This is a genomic window from Bradyrhizobium sp. 14AA, assembly GCF_054185205.1.
Map to the genome: position 1 here is coordinate 1 of NZ_JAVAYM010000182.1, position 441 is coordinate 441.

1 protein-coding gene is annotated in these 441 nt (G+C 65.8%); it reads left to right on the forward strand.

Annotation, left to right across the window (positions count from 1 at the left end; all coding sequences use genetic code 11):
• On the forward strand, positions 1-441 hold a 441-nt coding region (locus RAD15_RS43910; protein ID WP_458184878.1), incomplete at both ends, for an FtsK/SpoIIIE domain-containing protein.

A 441-nucleotide genomic window follows, 5' to 3' on the forward strand; every position in this document is an offset into this window, starting at 1 on the left:
AGAGCTTCGACGACCAGTCGGCCTCGCTGCCGCTGGTGCTGGGCAAGAACATCGCCGGCGACCCGGTCATCGCCGATCTGGCGCCGATGCCGCATCTGCTCGTCGCCGGCACGACCGGTTCGGGCAAGTCGGTCGGCCTCAACTGCATGATCCTGTCGCTGCTCTACCGGCTGCGGCCCGACCAGTGCCGGATGATCATGATCGATCCGAAGATGCTCGAACTGAGCATGTACGAGGATATCCCCCACCTGCTCTCCCCCGTCGTTACCGACCCCGCCAAGGCAGTCCGTGCGCTGAAATGGGCGGTCGAGCAGATGGAGGAACGCTATCGCATGATGTCCTCGGTCGGGGTGCGCAGCCTCGCCAGCTTCAACGAGAAGGTGCGCGCGGCGCGGCAGAAGGGTCAGCCGCTCGGCCGCCGGGTGCAGACCGGCTATGATT